This is a genomic window from Polynucleobacter sp. AP-Latsch-80-C2, assembly GCF_018882185.1.
Classification (GTDB): Bacteria; Pseudomonadota; Gammaproteobacteria; order Burkholderiales; family Burkholderiaceae; genus Polynucleobacter.
Genome location: NZ_JACVOY010000009.1, coordinates 1 through 18,313 on the forward strand (window position 1 = coordinate 1; position 18,313 = coordinate 18,313).

The window sequence follows — 18,313 nt, forward strand, 5'->3', positions numbered from 1 at the left end:
CTAGCCTGATTAACCAAAGCCTTAAAACCTCTGAAAACCGAGACTTAGCGAATAAGACTCTCAATCAGATGGTGGATGACAGAATCAGTGATGTGAGAAGTCTAGAGGGGAAGTATTGTTCTTGAGGATTAAAAATAACTTTCCGCTAATGTCCTGATGGCTGAGATAGCTCAATGTCCTGAGTGCGGTAACGTACGTCCAGTTTTTGATGAGTGCCCACATTGTGGATCTACTGATTCGCCTACATTATCGGTGGACACGATTGAGATTAATCTTAAGCATGGTCAGCCTCTGGTGGAGGAGGCTTTAGATAATCTTACCGAGCACCTACGCCGCTCTATGGATTTAGGAATCAAAGCCATTGTTCTTATTCATGGATATGGATCAGGTGGTGAGGGCGGACAGATCAAGAGGGCTGTGCATCAAGCCCTCGAAAGCAATCGTTTCTCAGACCGCGTTGATGAATATTATTTTGGTGAACAAGTTCCCGCTGGAAGTGCAGCCTATCAATCATTAATTAAGCGACGACCCGGTTTAAAAGCCCATCTTCAACAGTTCAAAATAGGTAATCCAGGAATAAGCATCCTATTATTAGGTGCATATGCCAGAAGTGCTTAGAATGGACGTATATCCTTGAAAAGGCAGAATATGACTAATAAATCCAGTCCCACAAATTCAGAAGAAATTAATCCAGAGCAACTGCTCGGAGACTTCAAGGCGCTTATGGCGGATGCTGAGGCACTCATTAAAGCCACAGCGAGTCATGAGGATGGGGCAATTGCATCCATTCGCTCTAAGGCGATAGATACCCTCAGTAATGCCAAAGAGAATCTCTCAAATTTAGAAGGCACTCTAGCTGATAAGGCAAAGGTGGTGGCTGAAGGTGCGGATGACTTTGTTCATCGCAATCCGTGGGAGGCAGTTGGAGTTGCCGCTGGATTGGGATTGCTGATTGGTCTATTAATGCGTCGTCACTGAGCATCCCATGTCACAAGAAAATTTACTCTCATCCATTAAGAATCTTGCTGCAACAGGAGCATCGATTGCGCAAACACGCATAGAGCTGCTTTCGGTCGATGTGCAAATTGCTCGTGCTAAATCTATCCGACTAATGGTAATGATTGTGTGTGCACTTTTCTTTTTATTCGTTGGATTAGTGATGCTGTCTCTACTCATTGTGATTTACTACTGGGACTCCAATAGGATGTTGGCGCTCAGTCTTTTGACCGCCAGCTATTTGACGATAGGACTCATACTGGTATTGCTTGTGAGGCAATCGCTCATTACGATGCCTAAGCTTTTTGAAGCATCCATTGCAGAGTTCGCAAAGGATCGCGAGGAGCTGTCTCGCTGATGCAAAACTTAGCTCAATTAGAACAGCGTCGTCATGATTTGCAAACTCAGGCTAATCGAGAGCGTAAAGAATTTTCCTTGCACTTTGAACCCTTGGAAAAGTCTCTATCTTGGGCTGATAAAGGCGTCGATATTTTTAATTTCTTCAAAAGTAATCCCGTTCTTCTGACGGGAGCTTTTGCTGGACTCGCTCATTACAAACCAAAGCTAGCAAGTAGGGTGCTGGCTTTCGGAATGGGCGCTATGAAGTTAGTCAAAAGCGCAAGGCATCTCATCTAACTTTTCAGAACAGATTTATTGATGATGTGATGTTGATTCAGGAGCTTACTGCCATTGAGCAGCTCAATCTCCAATAGAGTGAGCGCCCCGGCGACTTCAAAGCCTGCGCTGCGAATTAACTTGTCAGCCGCTATTAATGTCCCACCCGTAGCAAGAACATCGTCTAGCAAAAGAACCTTGGCTCCTGCAGGTAAAGTGGATTGTTGGATTTCTAAAGAATCCGCACCATATTCGAGCCCATAAGATTCACGATGTGTGGCTAAGGGGAGTTTATTGGGTTTACGGGCTAACGCAAGGCCTTTATGAGCATGGTGGGCTAATGCAGACCCAAAGATAAAGCCTCGGGACTCAATACCCAGAATATGGGTGTAATCAAACTCTTGGGCCAATAGATTGAGTTGATTGATAGCCTCCTTAAATGCTTGGGGATTCACAAGCAATGGCGATATATCTCGAAACAGGATTCCGGGTTTAGGAAAGTCGGGAACTCCAGGGAGATAATCTAATAAATTCATTTTGCTGTTTTAATCTCTATTATGAAAAACGATCTTCTGATTATCACCGCCTTAGAGGCTGAGCTCAATCGTGATGTTTTGCCTGCGGGTGTCGAGATAGTCTATACAGGGGTTGGGAAGATCAATGCCTCAATTGCAAGCTATCAGGCCATTCATCGATTAAAGCCAAAGCATATTATTAATTTTGGTACGGCTGGAAAAATTAATCCCCAAATTCAGGGCTTACTAGAAATTGGCGCAGTGATACAAAGGGATATGAATGCCGAACCTTTGGCTCCGCGTGGCAAGACTCCCTTTAGTCATACACCAACGAAATATCACTCCAGTAGCGGGTTCTATATCTGCGGAACGGGCGATAGCTTTGTTAATTCGCATGATGAATGGCTTCATCAACAAAAAGTGGATCTTGTTGATATGGAGCTATTTGCTATTGCTGCAGTGGCACATCACCATGGCATTCCATGGAAGTCGTTTAAATACATCACCGATGATGCCAACGAAAACTCTGGGTCTGATTGGCAGGGCAAAGTAAACCACGGCCAAGAGCTCTATTTGGCCATGCTCAATAAGGTCTTGGAGCAATTTTAACCAAGCTATATGGACAAGTAATGCCGAATTAGCTATTGGGCTAATTCATCTTTTGGGGAAAACCCGAGCTCAAAAAGTCCCAAAAATTCATTAGGATTTAGCTTGTTGTATTAATAAATATCTAATAAAAACGGAAGAGACATGAAAAAAATCAAGATTAGCTTACTGGTAACCACGATTACTGGTTTTGCTGCGACAGGTGCGCTTGCCCAGTCAAAAGCGAATGCTTGGGAAGGCGCATACGGACAAGTAGGCGTTGGTTATGGAAACTTTGCACCCTCTATTAGTAATGGCACAGCCACAATTCCAACTGGTAGATCAGCCCCTTATCCGGCAACAATATCGGGGACAACATCGGCTACTAACGTTAATAACATTAATACTGGTTTAGTTACTATTGCTGCTGGATACAACTTTGGTATCAATGAAAATTATGTTTTGGGCATTGGTGCTACTTACTATCCTGGCGCCAGCTCTTCAGCAACCGGGACTTTGAATACTTTGTATAACGGCAACGTTGTTGGTAGTACCAATGCAACTTATAACATCAAGAACCTCTACAATATTTTCTTGAGCCCAGGTTATGTGATTGATAAAGATCGCTTAGCCTATTTGAAGATTGGCTATACCGGCTCTACAATTGGTTTATCTTCACCAATTTTGACTTACAACACCACTAATTTATCAGGCATTAATCTGGGTCTAGGCTACAAACAGATGATCAATGCCCAGTGGTACGCTTTTGGTGAGGCAAATTATGCGTCTTATGGAAGCCAAACTGCTTCTGCGACGACAACTAAAGGTACTTCTGTTAGTAATTCTATTAAAGGGACTGGAATGGATCTTTTGGTCGGCATCGGTTATCGCTTCTAATGCTGCGTTAGGATTACAAAAAGCCCTCAAATTGAGGGCTTTTTCATTTTTATCTGTATTTAACATGGAACTGGCCAGCTCTATACTTGGCGGTAATATAAAAAATACATGAGACAAGACTTGGACAATGACTAATCCTAGTAAGCCATGGCTAAAAAGCTATCCAGAGGGCGTTCCTCACACTGTTGAGGAATCTTCAAACACCTCCTTAGTGGAGATGTTTGAAGAGTCATTTGCAAGCTTTCCAAATCGCAAGGCTTGTGAATATCTCGGAAAGTTTATGACTTACCGTGACCTAGATGATCAGTCCAAAAATTTTGCATCATATCTGCAGTCCTTAGGCCTTGAGCGTGGTTCGCGTGTTGCCATCATGCTGCCTAATGTCATTCAATTTCAGATAGCAATGATGGGGGTCTTGCGTGCAGGTTTTGTGGTGGTGAATGTCAACCCGCTATACACTGCGAGAGAATTGGAGTATCAGCTCAAGGATAGTGGCGCTTCTGTACTAATTATTTTGGAAAACTTTGCCCACGTTTACCAAAATATTAGTAAGCAAGCGCCTATGCACAAAACCATTGTTACTAGTCTTGGGGAATTTATTGGAGCTAAAGGTGCAATAGTTGACTTTGTAGTTCGGCATATCAAGAAAGCCGTACCTCAGTGGAGTCTTCCTCAGAGCATTCAATTCAAAGATGCCATTCAACTAGGGGCTAAGAATACTTTTCAGAAGCCCACGATTTGCGCGGATGACCCTGCCTTTTTGCAGTACACCGGTGGCACTACCGGTATTTCTAAAGGTGCGGTTTTATTGCATCGAAATATCTTAGCCAATGCAAAGCAAATCGAGGTGTGGCTTGAGCCTGGTTTGAAGGGTAAGCATATTGAGCAACTCATTTTTTTATGTGCCTTGCCGCTGTATCACATCTTTGCACTGACGGCCTGTGCAGTTTTTGGTGCTCGCAAGGGTGGTATGTTAATCATGGTTCCTAATCCACGCGATATTCCAGGCTTTATTAAGCTTCTCAAATCACATCCTAATATTCATATTTTCCCTGGTGTAAATACGCTATTCAATGCACTGATACATCGCCCAGAATTCTCCAAAATAAAACTCCCTAATTTGTTAGTCACCATTGGTGGTGGTATGGCGATGCAAAAAGTCGTTGCAGATGAATGGCAAAAACTTACCGGTATTCCTATCGCTGAAGGTTATGGTCTTTCTGAGACTTCCCCTGTAGCTTGCGTCAATACGCCACTGATTGATAGTTTTACTGGCCATGTCGGCTTGCCAGTGCCAGGCACTGAAGTTGTAATTTTGGGTGAAAACGATACTGAAGTGCCTTTAGGGCAGGCTGGTGAAATTTGTATTCGGGGACCTCAAGTGATGACCCGATACTGGAACATGCCAGATGAAACACGCAATGTCTTTACTGCTGATGGTTACTTTCGTTCGGGAGACATTGGCACGATGGATGTCGACGGTTATGTCAAGATTATTGATCGCAAGAAGGATATGATCATTGTGTCTGGCTTTAAAGTTTTTCCAAATGAGGTCGAGGAAGTTTTATCTTTGATGCCAGGAATCTTAGAATGCGCTGTTATCGGCACTCCAGACGACGACACTGGAGAAGCAGTCAAAGCTTTCATTGTTAAAGAGCATGAGCACTTAACTGAAGAGCAGGTACTGGCTTATTGCAAGCAGCAGATGACAAACTATAAGCGTCCAAAGAAAATTATTTTTCGTACCGAACTACCAAAGACCAATGTTGGAAAAATCCTGCGCCGCGAGTTAAGAGATTAATGTCAGTGCTGATTCGTTCCTTCTTGTTTTATCTTTACTTAATCTCAATAACGATCATTGCAGCAGTTCTGTGTGTCATTATCACGCCAGTCACTAGTGTCCAGCAACGCTATGCGCTCGTTCGCTATTGGAGTGGTCTGAACTTATGGATGCTAGATAAGATATGCAACATTCAGTGTCACGTTTTAGGAATGGAGCATATTCACGCGTGCGGTTCTAAGCCTATGATTTTGCTGAGTAAGCATCAATCAGCCTGGGAAACGATTGTTTACCCCTATCTATTTCCCAAGACTCTATGCTTTGTTTCAAAGCGAGAGCTACTATGGCTACCATTTTTTGGGTGGGCTTTAGCCTCATTAAAAATGATCACCATCAATCGAGGAGATCGGGAAGCGGCCCGTGCAGCTGTCGCAGTGCAAGGAAGAGAGCGCTTGACTCAAGGCCAGTGGATCGCTATTTTTCCAGAGGGAACGAGAACGCCAGTAGGCTCTTATCGACCCTATCGCAAGGGTGGGTTTCGTTTAGCCATTGCGACTAATACCGACATTATTCCCGTAGCGCAAAACGCTGGAAATGTTTGGCCGCGCAATAGCTTTAGAAAGTATCCGGGACTAATCACGGTAACGATTGGCCCGGCTATCTCAGTTAAAGATAAGACTGAAGAAAAAATTCAAATAGAAGTAGAGGCATGGATCGAAGGCGAAATGCATCGCATCGATCCAGCCGCATACTAGTTTTCTATTAATTCTTTGGGGTTTTGCCAACCATTTTGGCCGCTCTCAAGAAATCAAAGTCCACTCCTTTATCAGCCTGCATTACGGTATCTAAAAATAGCTTTTGATAGCCACGTTCAGCAGTAGGAGAGGTAATGGGATTTTCTTGAGCGCGTTTAGCCAATTCTTCATCGGATATGAGAAGACTAATTTCACGATTTTGAACACTCAGACGAATTTGGTCGCCGCTACGCACATGCGCTAAGGGTCCGCCAATGGCTGATTCTGGGGTGACGTGCAACACAATCGTTCCAAATGCGGTTCCGCTCATTCGCCCATCAGAGATGCGCACAATATCTTTTACGCCGGCACGAGCAAGCTTCATCGGGATTGGGATGTAGCCGGCCTCAGGCATGCCTGGAGCTCCTTTGGGCCCAATATTTTTGAGCACCAAAATATCATCGGCTGTGACATCTAAATCCGGGCTATCGATTCGCGTAACCAGATCTTCTGCATTTTCAAAAACGACGGCACGTCCAGTGTGCTCCATCAATTGTTCGTTGGCAGCCGATTGTTTGATGATGGCGCCACCAGGAGCCAGATTGCCATACAGTACTGCAATGCTGCCGCGGGGATAAATTGGGTTGTCAAATTTACGGACTACCTCTTGTTTAAAGCTAGGGGGTGCAGCGTCAATTTCTTCGCCCAAGGTTTTACCAGTTACGGTCATGGTATTTAATTTCATGAGTGGCTTTAATTCACGAAGCAGGGTAGTCATGCCTCCAGCATCATGAAAGTTTTCCATGTAGTGATCACCAGAGGGCTTTAGATCAACGAGAACAGGGGTTTCGTTTCCCATTCTATCGAGCGCATCTAAATCGATCTCAAGACCCATGCGCCCGGCAATGGCTGCAAGATGAACAATGCCGTTGGTTGAGCCACCAATCGCCAATAAAACACGCATGGCATTTTCAAATGCATCAGCAGTCAGCACTTTATCTATGGTCAAACCATCTTTAGCCATTTGCACAGCGCATGTACCCGTTTCCTCTGCAATACGGATGCGGTCAGCCGTGACAGCTGGGGGTGTGGCACCACCAGGTACCGTCATGCCTAGCGCTTCGGAGATGCAGGCCATCGTACTAGCCGTTCCCATTACAGAACAGGTACCTACGCTAGCAACCAACTGATCATTAACCTCATCCTTTTCAACTTCATCAATTTCACCAGCACGGAATTTTCCCCAGTAGCGACGACAGTCAGTACAAGCACCCACTCGTTCACTACGATGTGACCCTGTCAACATGGAGCCAGTGATTAGCTGAATGGCTGGAAGACCTGCAGAGGCGGCGCCCATCATCTGTGCGGGAACTGTTTTATCGCATCCACCAATCATCACTACTGCATCCATTGGTTGAGCGCGCAGCATTTCTTCTGTATCCATCGACATGAGATTGCGAAGATACATGCTAGTAGGTGCTGCAAAACTTTCATGAATGGAGATGGTAGGAAATTCCATTGGAAGTCCACCAGCAAGCATGACGCCACGTTTTACAGCCTCTATGAGTTGTGGCATATTGCCATGACAAGGGTTAAATGCGCTACCAGTATTAATAATGCCAATGACTGGGCGATCGAGTGCGCTATTGGTATATCCAGCCCCTTTGATAAAGGCTTTGCGCAGAAATAAGGAGAAGCCCTTATCGCCATAACTGGTGAGACCTTTGCGCAAACCGCTATCAGGTTTTTGATCAGATGGATTTTTAGGCTTCGTGCTCATGATTGTCTTTTTGTCTCTACTGTATTTATGTTCAATAACTTATCGATAGTTATTGGTCTTTATGGAGATTGTAGCTATTCAAAATCTAAAATGCTTACAATCCGCCGCCCCAGCGGTATTGCCATGAGACGCCCAGGGCTTGATAGCTAGTACTGGAGCGTGAATAGACTCCGGCACTGCCAGTGAGGCGAATTGAATTGTGTGTATCAACTGGATAGGAAAAGGTGCTTCCAAAGCGCCAATTTTCTTGTGTACCGCTTACAGGATTACCATTTACATAGGTTTGTCCGCCAAAGAAGTAAGTCACATCGGCTGAGATATAGGCGGTTGATGGGAAGTAATAAATGACATGGGATTCAGATGAATAGATGGGATTTTGTGACAGCGTATTGCTTCCCTGAAAACTTGTATTACTAGTGTAGATGGTGGCAGCGCCAGCCAGTTCTAAGCGCCAAGGACCTATCGCTTTGGATGCTCCAATGGCAGGTTGCACAAACCAGCGATTGGCTCCTACATTAATAAGTTGTTGATTGTTATAGTTTCCCCAGGGAATAGAGGCTGCTAAGCTTGCGCCAATAATAAGATCTTGCTGATAGTTTTTAAATTGATCCAAGGTAAGTGCAGGTGCACCATACAAATTTATAGAGGCTTTAATCAGGGGATCCGATAAACCCTCAGCAGATGCATTGACGGTTTGACCACCTTGTTTGCCCGTGCCACTTAATTCTGCATATGGCAAAAGCAGGGTAATTTTTCCAGACTGGCCCCAGGCATCAACGATCCGCGTTAGACTCGCCGCCTCGGTAGTGAGGGTATAGGAACCGCTCTTAGCTTGGGCTATACCTGCACTAGCAAAGTTAATACCAATAGGTGCATTGGAATAGGCGCGCGCTTCAATTTCTTGAGCTTGAGTATTAAATCCAGCCAGAAGTAAAGCGCATAGAAAAAAACGCTGTACGTAGAAACGTATTTTTTTATGTTTTAGTAGCAGGCTCATTAGACTTCGCTCTATCACCAAAGAGAATAGCAATCGTTGCCGTACTCCCTAAAGAAATTCTGAGACCAATCAATACTAAATAAGGCCAAACAATTAGCCAATACACAATACACATTGCAATGACACGCAATGGGTTTGCCTGACCGAATCCCATGAGTGAGTCCCAAAAGCTTTTTCCATGGATCAAACCATCAACACCAGCCTCAACATAGTTTAGACAAAGCACAATGCCAACATAAATGAAGGATTGCAATAAGAGCGATCTAATTAAACCTTTAGATTTGCTTACCTTCATTGGAAAAACAGCCTCGCTAATCAGCAAGAACTTTGCAGATAGCGCCCCTTTAACTATGGCAAAGCCAAAGATGGATAGCGGGATAGGGCGCTCATCCAAAATAGTTGCCGCTAGAAAACTGAGTGCGCAGAACCAAGAGCCAAAGTAAATTGATAAAGCGAAGGCCTTTTTAGCCTCATCCTCTATTTTCTTTTTTATGACTTGGTGAGCGGAAGGGCTCGTGGATGGGCTCGTGGATGGGGTATTCATATCGATATTGTATGTGCTTGAATTCCAAAAGAAAAAGGCCGCTTAAATAGCGACCTTTTCAGATTTGGCTCCTCGACCTGGGCTCGAACCAGGGACCTACGGATTAACAGTCCGGCGCTCTACCAACTGAGCTATCGAGGAATAAGCCGATATTATAGCAAGATGAAATCATCTCTCCCTACTTCTGTGCAGATCCCCAAAGTACTGACGATTGCTGGGTCGGACAGCGGTGGTGGTGCTGGGATTCAGGCCGATCTCAAGACAATAGCCGCCTTAGGGGGCTACGGTATGTCGGTCATTACTGCCATTACCGCCCAAAATACCTTGGGAGTCACGCGGATCCAAGACATTGATCTCGATGTGATTGAGGCGCAAATTGATGCAGTCTTGCTTGATATTGGCGCTGATATTGTCAAAATTGGGATGTTAGCAAGCCCTGAAATAGTGGCAGTGGTGGCAAAAGCTTTGCGGCGTCATGGCATCAAGCGCATTGTTCTTGACCCTGTGTTACGGGCAACTTCGGGCGCAAGCTTAGGGGGTGATGACACTGCCCAAGCCATCCTTACCGAGTTGTTTCCAATCGCTTCTTTAGTGACGCCTAATCTTGATGAGGCAGCCTTGCTTTTAGGTCGTGAACTCAAGGGGCCGGATGACTTTAAATTGGCCGCGCAAGAATTGCTCGATTTGGGTCCACAAGCCGTGTTGATTAAAGGGGGTCACTTAGATGCGACTCATACTCAAATAACAGACTTCTTAATGTGGCGCTCTCTGGAAGATGGTCTTGAGGTAGTTCAATCAAAAACATTCAAGCACTATCGCGTCAATACCGCCAATACGCATGGCACAGGATGTACGCTGGCTTCGGCCATTGCTACTTATTTGGCTGATGGCCATGATTTGACTCATGCTGTTGCAAAGGCGATTGCTTATGTTGAGGCAGGTTTAGAAGCGGGGCGTTTTTTAAGCATCGGCGAAGGTCCAGGACCGCTGTGGCATATGCATGACTTTTATCCTACCGCCTTGCTTGAAGAAAAAGATAAGTATTGAATGACCGCTTAAGCGCGCATCAAGTCTTGCAATTGCTTGACGGCTACTTTGGGTTCTTTTGCTTGAGTGATTGCTCTCACGACTGCTACTGAACCCACGCCACTTTTGGCAACCGCATGAATGCTATCTTGATCAATTCCGCCAATAGCCACCAGAGGATAGTGACTCAATAACTTGGCGTATTTGTAAAGCCTGCCGAGGCCTTGGGGGGCTGTAGCCATCTTTTTGAGGTTAGTTGCGAAGACTGCACCCATTGCAATATAGCTTGGGCAGTATCGGTCGGCATAGGCCATCTCAGCATAGCCATGCGTACTCAATCCCAAGCGTAAACCTGCGTCTCTGATAGCGTCTAGGTTAGCCGTTTCTAAATCTTCTTGTCCAAGATGCACGCCATACGCTTCAGCCTCAATGGCCTCTTGCCAGTAGTCATTAATGAACAATAAGGTTTTACTATCTTGAGCAGCTTTTACGGATTCTCGAATTTGTTTCTTAATTTTGTTTTTGTCATCGGATTTAAAGCGTAGTTGCACTGTTGGAACCTCAGCTTCAACCATGCGTTTTACCCAATCAGCATCAGGCATGACGCCATACAGCCCCAAGCGTTTTGGACACTCTGCAAATGCCTTGGGATTCATATTGCGCGTCCATGGCAGAAGATCAAAGTGCTCAGGACGACTTGGCCATTTAAAGGGATTAAACCCGCCATCTTGAATCGCCATGCGCGACCAAGCCTTACCTAAAATTTTGGCATCTTTTTCAATAAAGCCCATCTCGATAGCAGCTAAAGCACCAGCTAATTCGTAATGATCAGAGGCTGCTTCATTATCAATTTTTGGTGGTGGTGAGCTCAGACTATATTGCGGAATCGGTAGGCATAGATCCTCAGCGCGATGTGCGGCAACAATTTGATCGGCAAGGTCGCGAACAAGGCTCATAGAATTTTCTAATTAACTTTGATGCCAAAAGGGGGTGCCAACCAACGGGGTACTAGCTTGGGCAGAGGCTTGGGGTTTCATTGCGCCAGATAAGTATGCAAAGCGGCCTGCATCAACTGCCATTGCAAATGCTTTGGCCATGGCTATTGGATCATCCGCAAGCGCAACAGCAGTATTGAGAAGCACGCCATCAAAGCCCCATTCCATGACGCTACAAGCATGGGATGGTAGACCTAGGCCAGCATCCACTAATAGCGGTACTTTGAGACGGTCACGTAAGAGTTTCATAGCATAAGGATTTAGCGGACCCTGACCAGTGCCAATGGGTGCTGCCCAAGGCATCACTGCTTGGCAACCAACGTCGACTAAGCGCTGACACAAAATTAAATCTTCAGTGCAATAGGGAAGTACTTTGAAACCATCTTTAATTAAGGTTTGCGCAGCATCCACTAAGCGCAATGTATCGGGTTGCAAGGTGTAGTCATCACCAATGAGTTCTAGCTTAATCCAGTCAGTCTCAAATACCTCGCGGGCCATTTGCGCTGTAGTAATCGCCTCTTTGGGGCTGTGACAACCAGCCGTGTTCGGCAATACTGGGACAGACATTTTCTTTAGCAAATCCCAGAATCCACTATGTGCTTCTGTGGTTGAGCTTCCTTGACGTCGCAGGCTAACCGTAATCATTGCTGGCTTAGCAACAGTGACAGCGTTTTCTAAAACCTGAGGTGAGGGGTAGCGAGAAGTGCCTAATAAGAGACGACTTGCAAAACGCTCGCCATAGAGTACTAATGGATCTGCGCTGTGGAGGGATTGGGGAATGGGGGCTGTCATATGCTTCATCACCCGCCAGTGACAGGTGCAATTACTTCAATTTGATCGTTTTCATTTAATGAGAATGCCGAATGCTGATGTTTTGGAACAAACTGCAGATTTACTGCCACAGCATAAGGTGGTTTAGCGTTAATCAGCGCAAGTGCATCAGTAACGACGCTTTGCACAGGTAACTCATACTCCAGCTGGTTCACGATCACACGCATGCTTCTGCTCCTGCTGCCATTTTTTCTTTAGCGACGCTAAGACCTAAATCGAGTGCCGTTCTACTATTACCATGCTCGATGATCTCTAATGCACAATCTAAGACTGCTGGCGCAATCATAAAACCATGACGATATAAACCATTGATCATGATCAAGTCGGACAGACCTTTATCTTTTTGGATGCGAATGGCTGGTAAATTATCTTGTAAGGTAGGTCGACATTGGGTTGCCATTTCCAGGATGCGCGCTTCAGCAAAACCGCTATGAACTGTATAGACGGCACTGAGTAATTCCATTGCGGATCGAACACTCATTTCAGATAAGTCATCTGACTCAATTTCAGTGGCGCCCACAACATAGATATCGTTTTCTTTTGGTGCAATATAAATTGGATAACGTGGATGAATTAAACGGGTTGGCCTACGCAGTTTTACTTCAGGCGCATAAAGGCGAATGACTTCACCACGAACCCCGCGTAGAGCAGTATGAGATTTATTCCAGGTCGATTGAGCACCAACGCCTCGGCAGTCAACCACTTGATCGTAGCTTCCTAAACCTCGTAATTGCTCAGGATCCGTTTCTATATTCCAATGGCAGTGAACGGATCCCTTGGCCAGCTCAATAGCTAGCGCATCAAGTAGTTGACGATTATCGAGCTGACCTTCATTGGGTAAATAAAGGCCTTGAGTAAATCGATCGGCTACTCCTGGTTCAAGATTGCGGAGCGCTTGATTGTCTAGAGACTGTGGTGCATGCAGAGCGGGATTGTTTAAGCAGTTTTTCTCTAAATGAGCGGCAAAGCGTTCTGCATCACTGGAATCTTGCCGATGCCACAAAATCAATGTGCCATCTTGCTGAAAATAAACGGGACTGCTGAGCTCTTCAATAAGCGATTTCCAGCGCGGCAAACTATAAATGCCCATCCTCACTACGGCATCTTCGGTAATAGCAGATTCCGCCAAAGGGGCCAGCATTGCAGCGGCAATTCTGGCGGCGGCATGCTGAGCATCAGGGCCACCTTTATCAAATAGATCTACCTGGGCACCTCGCCTGGCAAGTGCGATCGCTAGCAGCCGACCCATCAGGCCGGCACCAACAATGGCAAACTTCCCTTGCGAGAATGCGTTTTTAGTCATGCTTATTGATAAATTTCAGAACCGCGCTTACGGAACTCTGCAGACATTTCCTCCATACCTTTATCGGCATCTTGCGTCACCTCGGCAATTGGAATCACTTTCCCTGGAACTTTTGGATTGCCATCAGCATCCAGAGTCGCTGCATAGTCACGTACTTCTTGTGTGATTTTCATAGAGCAGAACTTAGGACCGCACATGGAACAAAAGTGAGCGATCTTCGCGCCTTCAGCTGGTAAAGTTGCATCATGGTATTCACGAGCACGCTCAGGATCTAAGCCAAGATTAAATTGATCTTCCCAGCGGAACTCAAAGCGGGCTTTTGATAATGCGTTGTCACGTACTTGAGCGCCTGGTAAACCTTTTGCTAAGTCTGCGCCATGGGCAGCAATCTTGTAAGTAATGATTCCTTCGCGGACATCTTCTTTGTCAGGCAAGCCCAGATGCTCTTTAGGTGTGACATAGCAAAGCATGGCGGTACCGTACCAACCAATTTGGGCTGCACCAATGCCGCTGGTAATGTGGTCATATCCAGGAGCAATATCCGTAATCAATGGTCCGAGTGTGTAGAAGGGTGCTTCAAGACAATGTTTGAGTTCTTCAGTCATATTTTCTTCAATGCGCTGCATTGGTACGTGACCAGGACCTTCAATCATCACTTGAACATCATACTTCCAAGCTTTCGCTGTGAGCTCACCTAAGGTATGAAGTTCGCCAAACTGCGCTGCATCATTGGAGTCAGCAATACAGCCTGGACGCAAGCCATCACCTAAGCTAAAGGAGACGTCATACGCTTTCATGATTTCGCAGATTTCATCAAACTTCGTGTACAAGAAGTTTTCTTTGTGATGCGCTAAACACCACTTGGCCATAATCGATCCTCCACGCGAGACAATTCCGGTAATACGATCCGCTGTTAACGGAACATAGCGTAGCAATACACCCGCGTGAATGGTGAAGTAGTCAACGCCTTGCTCGGCTTGTTCTACCAGAGTGTCACGGAACATTTCCCAGGTGAGGTCTTCTGCAATACCGCCAGTCTTGTCTAATGCTTGATAAATTGGAACGGTACCAATTGGCACCGGTGAGTTGCGAATAATCCACTCACGGGTTTCATGAATGTGTTTACCAGTAGATAAATCCATGATGGTGTCAGCACCCCAACGAATGGACCAAACCATTTTTTCTACTTCCTCATTAATCGAGGAGGTCACCGCAGAATTACCTAAGTTGCCATTAATCTTTACACGGAAATTGCGGCCAATAATCATTGGTTCAAGCTCTGGATGATTAATATTGGCTGGAATAATTGCACGGCCAGCAGCAATTTCAGAGCGGACAAACTCACCAGTCACAATATCGGGCAGATTGGCACCATAACTCTTGCCGGGATGTTGCTTGAGTAGTTGCTTGTATTCAGGATTCTTACGTAGCTGCTCAAGACCCATGGATTCGCGCAGAGCAACGTATTCCATTTCTGGAGTGATGATGCCTTGACGTGCGTAATACATTTGACTGACATTCTTGCCGGCCTGGGCAACACGGGGAGGGCTAATGTGTGCAAAGCGAAGGCTTTGTGTTGCCTCATCCTGTGATCTCGCAACACCATATTCAGAGCTGGGGCCTGCTAGTTGTTCTGTGTCATTGCGTTCAGAGATCCATGCTTCACGTAATCTTGGTAAACCTTTTTCAAGATTGATGAGGATATCGGGGTCGCTGTAAGGGCCTGAAGTGTCATAGACAGGTACTGGAGGATTGGCAATTAGCTCTTCACCAACACGCGTAGGTAATTGCTCAATCATGCGAATAGGAGCTTTGATATCTGGACGTGAACCTTCGAGATAGGTTTTTGTTGATGCCGGATAGGCAAATTTTTGACCGAAGTCGCGTTCTAAGCTTTTGATGCTTGGAATTTCATGTTTGGCGTTTTGCTTGTTACTCATGTCCATCTCCTGACTGTTTTAGATGGACGAAACCGGGTGTGTCGGTCTGATGTAACTCCCCACGCCAGCATTACCTGGATCGGGTTTTAGGGTCTTTCTCAGCGCCTCTTAGCTCAATCTGCTAGGAGGGCACCCCTGTTTCATCCTTAAGAGTATTTAACCATGAATTGCTAGATCACGTGCCAATAAACAGACTTATTTGGTGCGTCGCAATATAAAGTCAGCAGTAACAAAAGCGGCATCACTCGTAAATTCGTCGGCCAAAATTCGGGCAGCAGCCTCTGCCAAAGAAATTTCGATAAAACCGCTGACTTCCCCATCATGATTGGTAGGAACAAATTGGTCTGGCAACTCTAAATCATAGACAAAGAGCAATTCATCATGAAAACCCCGGCCTGGTATAGTACGGCGCATATGAATTCTGCCAACAGGTTCAATCTCATCTGCAATCTGTGGCGGAACTCCAGCCTCCTCCCAGAGTTCACGTCGAGCGCTAACCCAGGGGGTTTCATCTGCGGTAATGCCTCCGGCGGCAATGTTGTCGAGTCTGCCAGGATCAGTGGATTTAGTTTCACTGCGTCTACCAAGCCAGAGCGTATTGGCTTTAGTAAAGCCGTTGATGTGGGTGGCCATACTCCGAAAGCCAAAAGTCCGAAAAGCCGCACGCTCCAAGCGAAAGTATTTGTGACCGTTTTGATCGAGCCAAGCAAAGTCTTCATTGCGCCACCCAGGGATAAATCCCCCAAGGCGCATTCTTTGAGCCAATTGATACAGGCTTTCTGATAATTCTCGCGGTTTGCCAAGAGTAACTTGGATCTGATCCGGACTAGTGGAAATGAATCGGATTGGATCTTTCCCTAAGGATTCTTGGAGATAAGAAATAAATTCGGGATTAAGATGTCCAATAGTTTGACTGACACCATTGCTGCCGATGAGTTGTATTGGTAAAAAATCTGGGGGAGCGGAGCGCGCAGTGTTCTGCAACATCTCCTCTAGTGCAGCTAAGGTGCTGGTAGAGAGCGTATTCATAAGGAAAGTGTAAGAGAAAACAATGGGGACATCCAAAAAAATCATGCATGGCGGCCAAATACTGGCAAACGCACTTGTTCGTCAGGGGGTAGATATTGCCTTTGGCGTCCCAGGTGAGAGTTTTTTACCGCTACTGGATGGCTTAGTTGATCAAGGCAATTTTCAATTTATTACCTGTCGGCAAGAAGGTGGCGCTGCATATATGGCAGAAGCCTATGCCAAGTTAACCGGTAAGCCAGGCGTGGTGATGGTGACTCGTGGCCCCGGCGCCTCCAATGCCATGGTAGGCATTCATACTGCCTATCAAGACTCCACACCAATGGTTTTATTAATTGGCCAAGTGGGTACCGATATGGTGGAGCGTGAAGCTTTTCAGGAGGTGGATTACCGCCGTATGTACTCTGAATGCGCCAAGTGGGTAGGAAGCATTGATCGAGTAGATCGGATCGATGAATTTGTATCTCATGCATTTCATATCGCTCAGTCAGGTCGCCAAGGGCCAGTAGTACTGGCTTTGCCAGAAGATGTACTGTATCTAGAGGATGAGGAAAAACCCACTGGAGCTGCACATATTGTTCAACCAGGATTAGATCGTCAGATCTTTGCAGATGCCATGAAAGCATTTGCTAATGCAAAAAATCCGATGGTCTTGGCCGGCGGTGGCAATTGGAATGCTGCGGCTTGCGATAGTCTGAAGGCATGGGCTAAGCGCGAGAATGTCCCGGTAGCAACGAGCTTTCGTTGGCAAGATCTGATTGATAACCAAGATCCTTGCTATGCAGGAGATTTAGGAATCGCTGCTAATCCAGCTTTGGTAAAGCGCATTCAAGAGGCAGATGTCTTATTGGTAATTGGAGAGCGTCTAGGCGAGATGACCACGGCGGGTTACAGCATCTTGACACCACCACAAGCCAAGAACAAGCTTATTCATGTTTTATCAAGCCCCGATGAATTAGGTCGGGTATATCGCCCGGAATTTGCAATTAACTGTAGCCCTGAGAATTTCTGTGCAGCTCTGACAGAAATCAAAATGGGACCTGCTTACGATCAACAGCAGATGCAAACTGCCCATGATGAATACCTTGTCTGGTCTAAGCCAGTGAATGTTCCGGGTGACCTACAACTCGCGCAAATCATGGCTTCTTTGCCAAATGCCATCCCGCGTAATGCCATCATCACGAATGGAGCGGGAAATTTTGCTACCTGGGTTCACCGTTTTTATCCCTACGGTGGATTTAAGAGTCAACTCGCGCCCACCAATGGATCCATGGGTTATGGCTTGCCAGCAGCGATTGCCGCCAAGATCGCTGAACCCAATAGAGTAGTCATTGCCGTCTGTGGCGATGGTGATTTCATGATGAACTGCCAAGAGTTAGCAACAGCAGCTAGATATGAAGCCTATCCCATTGTCTTGGTGGTGAATAACGGCATGCTCGGCACAATTCGTATGCATCAAGAGCGTGAATTTACCAAGCGTGTGATGGGAACCGGATTAACCAATCCGGATTTTGTAAAGTTTGCCGAAAGCTTTGGAATCCCAGGTTATCGCGTTAGCAAAACGGAAGAGTTTGCAGCGACCTTTGAAAAGGCCTTAGCGAGCAATAAGGGTGCTCTCATTGAGCTGGTGCTAGATCCGGAAGTCATTACGCCTACAAAGCTATTATCAAAGTTAGCCAAGTAAGCTGATTTCTCACTGATAATTCAACAATAAAAAAGAGGAGCGATGCTCCTCTTTTTGCTTTTGGC

Annotated in this window: 20 protein-coding genes, 1 tRNA gene and 1 riboswitch; of the genes, 10 read left to right on the forward strand and 11 right to left on the reverse strand. The window is 45.8% G+C overall.

Features of this window, described 5'->3' with window-relative positions:
- The first annotated feature begins 156 nt into the window (after positions 1 to 156).
- Genes ICN47_RS09910 through ICN47_RS09925 form a run of 4 tightly spaced genes read left to right on the forward strand, consistent with a single transcriptional unit; the run spans position 157 to position 1,632 of the window.
- Positions 157 to 618, forward strand: coding sequence for a Smr/MutS family protein (locus ICN47_RS09910; protein WP_216219785.1), 462 nt, complete (start codon positions 157 to 159; stop codon positions 616 to 618).
- 30 nt (positions 619 to 648) lie between these two features.
- Positions 649 to 978, forward strand: coding sequence for a YqjD family protein (locus ICN47_RS09915; RefSeq protein WP_216219786.1), 330 nt, complete (start codon positions 649 to 651; stop codon positions 976 to 978).
- A 7-nt stretch (positions 979 to 985) separates the two neighbouring features.
- Entirely contained in the window at positions 986 to 1,354 is a 369-nt protein-coding gene (locus tag ICN47_RS09920) for a phage holin family protein (RefSeq protein ID WP_216219787.1), read from the forward strand.
- Positions 1,354 to 1,632 carry a YqjK family protein gene (locus tag ICN47_RS09925; protein WP_255538995.1) on the forward strand — a complete coding sequence of 93 codons (279 nt, stop codon included), beginning with the start codon at positions 1,354 to 1,356 and terminating at the stop codon, positions 1,630 to 1,632. The genes ICN47_RS09920 and ICN47_RS09925 overlap by 1 nt, the downstream gene beginning before the upstream one ends.
- Here ICN47_RS09925 and ICN47_RS09930 read toward each other — a convergent pair.
- Complete coding sequence (locus ICN47_RS09930) at positions 1,629 to 2,147, reverse strand: adenine phosphoribosyltransferase (protein ID WP_216219788.1); 519 nt, start codon at positions 2,145 to 2,147, stop codon at positions 1,629 to 1,631. The two genes, ICN47_RS09925 and ICN47_RS09930, sit on opposite strands and share 4 nt — an antisense overlap.
- Before the next feature lie 21 nt (positions 2,148 to 2,168).
- On the opposite strand from ICN47_RS09930, the gene ICN47_RS09935 reads away from it, so the two are divergent.
- The 4 genes from ICN47_RS09935 (at position 2,169) to ICN47_RS09950 (ending at position 6,143) form a co-directional block, all read left to right on the forward strand.
- The gene (locus ICN47_RS09935; RefSeq protein ID WP_216219789.1) at positions 2,169 to 2,735 is read left to right on the forward strand and encodes a 5'-methylthioadenosine nucleosidase; all 567 of its coding nucleotides are present in this window, start codon (positions 2,169 to 2,171) and stop codon (positions 2,733 to 2,735) included.
- Between the two features lie 141 nt (positions 2,736 to 2,876).
- Positions 2,877 to 3,608, forward strand: a complete 732-nt coding sequence (locus tag ICN47_RS09940) for an outer membrane protein (RefSeq protein ID WP_216219790.1) — start codon at positions 2,877 to 2,879, stop codon at positions 3,606 to 3,608.
- A gap of 127 nt (positions 3,609 to 3,735) precedes the next feature.
- On the forward strand, positions 3,736 to 5,409 hold the full coding sequence (locus ICN47_RS09945; protein WP_216219791.1) for an AMP-binding protein: 1,674 nt from the start codon (positions 3,736 to 3,738) through the stop codon (positions 5,407 to 5,409).
- The gene (locus ICN47_RS09950; RefSeq protein ID WP_216219792.1) at positions 5,409 to 6,143 is read left to right on the forward strand and encodes a 1-acyl-sn-glycerol-3-phosphate acyltransferase; all 735 of its coding nucleotides are present in this window, start codon (positions 5,409 to 5,411) and stop codon (positions 6,141 to 6,143) included. Before ICN47_RS09945 ends, ICN47_RS09950 begins: the two co-directional genes overlap by 1 nt.
- 7 nt (positions 6,144 to 6,150) lie before the next feature.
- Here ICN47_RS09950 and ICN47_RS09955 read toward each other — a convergent pair whose 3' ends face one another.
- From ICN47_RS09955 to ICN47_RS09970, 4 genes are all read right to left on the reverse strand, one after another.
- Positions 6,151 to 7,902 (reverse strand): IlvD/Edd family dehydratase, encoded by a 1,752-nt coding sequence (locus ICN47_RS09955; protein WP_216219793.1) that lies wholly within the window; start codon positions 7,900 to 7,902, stop codon positions 6,151 to 6,153.
- 94 nt (positions 7,903 to 7,996) lie between these two features.
- A complete protein-coding gene (locus ICN47_RS09960) occupies positions 7,997 to 8,899 on the reverse strand; it encodes a transporter (protein ID WP_216219794.1) in 903 nt (300 codons plus the stop codon).
- On the reverse strand, positions 8,877 to 9,443 hold the full coding sequence (locus tag ICN47_RS09965) for a hypothetical protein (RefSeq protein ID WP_216219795.1): 567 nt from the start codon (positions 9,441 to 9,443) through the stop codon (positions 8,877 to 8,879). Before ICN47_RS09965 ends, ICN47_RS09960 begins: the two co-directional genes overlap by 23 nt.
- 65 nt (positions 9,444 to 9,508) lie before the next feature.
- Positions 9,509 to 9,584, reverse strand: a tRNA-Asn gene (locus ICN47_RS09970).
- Positions 9,585 to 9,605: 21 nt separating this feature from the next.
- Between ICN47_RS09970 and thiD the strand changes: the two genes are divergently transcribed.
- Positions 9,606 to 10,490: a bifunctional hydroxymethylpyrimidine kinase/phosphomethylpyrimidine kinase gene (gene thiD / locus ICN47_RS09975; protein ID WP_216219796.1), complete on the forward strand. Its 885-nt coding sequence runs from the start codon at positions 9,606 to 9,608 to the stop codon at positions 10,488 to 10,490.
- An 8-nt stretch (positions 10,491 to 10,498) separates the two neighbouring features.
- Here the strand turns inward: thiD and thiE are convergent, their stop codons facing one another.
- From thiE to ICN47_RS10005, 6 genes are all read right to left on the reverse strand, one after another.
- Positions 10,499 to 11,425 (reverse strand): thiamine phosphate synthase, encoded by a 927-nt coding sequence (gene thiE / locus ICN47_RS09980; RefSeq protein ID WP_216219797.1) that lies wholly within the window; start codon positions 11,423 to 11,425, stop codon positions 10,499 to 10,501.
- Between the two features lie 12 nt (positions 11,426 to 11,437).
- Positions 11,438 to 12,256, reverse strand: a complete 819-nt coding sequence (locus tag ICN47_RS09985) for a thiazole synthase (protein WP_216862660.1) — start codon at positions 12,254 to 12,256, stop codon at positions 11,438 to 11,440.
- Positions 12,257 to 12,264: 8 nt separating this feature from the next.
- A complete protein-coding gene (gene thiS / locus ICN47_RS09990) occupies positions 12,265 to 12,462 on the reverse strand; it encodes a sulfur carrier protein ThiS (protein WP_216219798.1) in 198 nt (65 codons plus the stop codon).
- Entirely contained in the window at positions 12,453 to 13,598 is a 1,146-nt protein-coding gene (gene thiO, locus ICN47_RS09995; RefSeq protein ID WP_216219799.1) for a glycine oxidase ThiO, read from the reverse strand. The genes thiS and thiO overlap by 10 nt, the downstream gene beginning before the upstream one ends.
- A 2-nt stretch (positions 13,599 to 13,600) precedes the next feature.
- Entirely contained in the window at positions 13,601 to 15,544 is a 1,944-nt protein-coding gene (thiC, locus tag ICN47_RS10000; RefSeq protein WP_216862653.1) for a phosphomethylpyrimidine synthase ThiC, read from the reverse strand.
- 33 nt (positions 15,545 to 15,577) lie between these two features.
- A riboswitch (TPP riboswitch) is annotated at positions 15,578 to 15,685 on the reverse strand.
- Positions 15,686 to 15,733: 48 nt separating this feature from the next.
- Positions 15,734 to 16,567 carry an NUDIX hydrolase family protein gene (locus ICN47_RS10005; RefSeq protein WP_216219800.1) on the reverse strand — a complete coding sequence of 278 codons (834 nt, stop codon included), beginning with the start codon at positions 16,565 to 16,567 and terminating at the stop codon, positions 15,734 to 15,736.
- A gap of 22 nt (positions 16,568 to 16,589) precedes the next feature.
- On the opposite strand from ICN47_RS10005, the gene ICN47_RS10010 reads away from it, so the two are divergent.
- Positions 16,590 to 18,248: a thiamine pyrophosphate-binding protein gene (locus ICN47_RS10010; protein WP_216219801.1), complete on the forward strand. Its 1,659-nt coding sequence runs from the start codon at positions 16,590 to 16,592 to the stop codon at positions 18,246 to 18,248.
- The last annotated feature ends 65 nt before the right edge of the window (positions 18,249 to 18,313 follow it).